Genomic DNA, 2,510 nt, shown 5'->3' with positions numbered 1-2,510 from the left:
GGCCGTCGGCGAGCGCGGCCAGCGCGGCGTCGACGCCCGAGCGGGCCGCGGTGCCGGAGGCAGCCTGCGGGTCCTGCGAGGTGGAGACGCCGTCACTGACCACGATCACGCGGGTGCCGTCACCGTCGCGCACGGCCGCGGCGACGGCGTCCTCGTTGCGCGCGTGGCTGATTCCGCGGTCGGTGAGCAGATACACCGCGCCCAGATCGTCCTCGAAGCGGTCGGGGACCGGCTTCGGGCTGCCGCACTGCGCGCACAAGCCACCCTCGTAGCGGCGTTCACCACAGGTCGAGCACTGCGGCGTCGCGGCCGGATCGTGCACCGGCAGCGCGACCTTGCGCACGCCGAGTTCGCCCCCGCACCCCTCGCAGAAGCGGTGCCCCGCCCTGGCCGACCCCACGCAGTCCGGACACCCCGGCGCGCTCACAGCGTGGTCCTCGGCCGCACCGCGTTGGCCTGATCCACCAGCACGAAACGGGTCCACATGTCGTCGGCTTCCCGAGCCAATGTCCGCAAGCATCGTTCCAACCCCGTCCGCACTCCCTGCTCGGTGAATTCCACGTCCAACAGCTTGCCTGGCGCACTCGGCCGCTGTCCCGACCGGATCCAGTTCAGTGCCGCCTCCAGTACCCGCATGCGCACTCGTGCGGTCCGCGTGCGCGAGTCCAGGCTGAGTCGTTCGACCCGCTCGCCCGCCTCCCGCAGCAGCGTCTCGTCCAGTTCGCCCGGCGCACGGCCCGCCAGCAGGGTCTCCACGGCGGAAACCCTGGCCTCGGTGAACATCGACGACCCGCGGTCGACCTGGTCGAGCACCGCGACGGCGCCCGCGCGGTCCGCCTTCGCGCGCCGCAGCCGAGCCGCGCCGAAGGCGGCCGACAGATACGTGTGGTCGGTGCGCCACACCAGTTCGTAGAGCGCCAGCGCGCGATCACGCTGCGCCGCGGCCGCTTCGGCCGCCACCGCGCCCAGTTCCAGCGCGGCCGCCAGGGCCAGTTTCGGCGCGGGCTCGCCGGGCAGCGCGGCGTAGACGGCCTCGAAGTCGGCGGCGGCCGAGGCGTGGTCGCCGGTCAGCAGGGCCGCCTGCGCGCGGTACCAGATCCGGCGCCAGTCGTAGTCGAGTTCGACATCGGAGGCGGCCAGGCGCGCCAAGGCGGCCTCGGCGTCGCCTGCCTCGAGTTCGGCGCGGACCAGCCGCAGCGGAATCTCCACCGACTCACCGGATCCGGTGACCACCGCCCGCAGGCCCGCTGTCAGCGCCGCCTCCAGTTCGGCGGGCGTCGCGGCGTCGGTGGTGGCCAGCAGGGCGGCGCCGCTGTCGGCCGGATCGACCAGCGGGGCGGGCAGGCCGGCGATCAGCGCGGCGGGTTCCGGGGTGGCACTGTCGATGCCGAAGACCGCGCGGGCCGGACCGAACGAACTCGACATGCCGGGACGCGGCAGTCCGTCGTCGGTGGCCAGGACCTCGCGCAGGACACCGGTGAGCTGATCGGCCATCTCCGACATCGACCCGAAGCGAGCCAGCGGATCCTCGTCGGTGGCGCGCAACAGGAACCGATGCAGGGAATCGTGCCGGGCGAGCAGGGGTTCGGCCTCGGGCGAGGGCAGCGGACCGAGTTTCCCGTCGACGGAGGCGATCCGCATCATCAGCACGGCCAGCGTGCGGCCCGCGGTGTAGACCTCGGTGGCCACGGTGGGGCCCGTCTCGGCGATCTCGGGCGCCTGGTAGCCGATGGTGCCGTAGATCGGGCTGGTGCGGTCGTCCATCGCGATGACGGCGCCGAGGTCGATCAGCTCGAGCCGTTCCTCGGTCTGCATCACGTTGTCGGGCTTGAAATCGCAGTACGCCCAGCCGCGCGCGTGCAGATAGCCCAGCGCGGGCAGCATTTCCAGCACATAGGCGATGGCCTGGGCGGGCGGCAGGTAGCCGCCGTGCTCGGTGCGATGGGTGCGCAGGATCTGCTTGAGCGAGGTGCCACCGACGTAGGCCATCACGATGTAGCCGACCGGATCACCGTCGGCGTCGGCGTGTTCGGTGAAGTTGTGGATCTTGACGATGTTCGGGTGGTCGACCTCGGCCAGGAAGCGGCGCTCGGCCACCGCCGCAGCCAGCGCGTCCGGGTCGCCGGTGTCGATCAGGCCTTTGAGCACCACCCAGCGCCGGTTGACGCGATGGTCGACGGCCAGGTAGATCCAGCCGAGGCCGCCGTGCGCGAGTGCGCCCGCCACCTCGTACTGACCGCCGACGACATCGCCGGCGCGCAGGCGGGGCACGAAGGAGTAGCGGGTGCCGCAGTGCGGGCAGAACCCGGAGGTGCGCCCGGCCACGCCGTCGTGGCTGCGGCCCACCGGCTTGTCGCATTTGCCGCAGAACCGGTCGGTTTCGGGGACCTGCGGGTCGGTGAGCACCGCGGTGGCCGGGTCGACGCGCGGGATCGGCGGCACCTCGACCAGCCCGGCGCCGAGCCTGCCGCGCGCGGCCGAGCGGGCCGATCCGGACCGGTGCGTGCGCA

At 72.8% G+C, this 2,510-nt stretch carries 1 protein-coding gene and 1 pseudogene; both read right to left on the bottom strand.

Annotated elements, in window-relative coordinates; all coding sequences use genetic code 11:
• Positions 1-427 (bottom strand): annotated as a pseudogene (locus tag V8688_RS31775) (phosphatase); the annotation flags it as partial.
• Positions 424-2,510 (bottom strand): tetratricopeptide repeat protein (locus V8688_RS31770; protein WP_342802363.1); only part of this gene is annotated, 2,087 nt, incomplete at its 5' end. The pseudogene V8688_RS31775 and the gene V8688_RS31770, both read right to left, overlap by 4 nt.

Origin of the sequence: Nocardia sp. No.11, from assembly GCF_038752175.1 — a bacterium.
Classification (GTDB): Bacteria; Actinomycetota; Actinomycetes; order Mycobacteriales; family Mycobacteriaceae; genus Nocardia; species Nocardia canadensis.
This window is presented reverse-complemented; position numbering and strand designations above follow the sequence as displayed.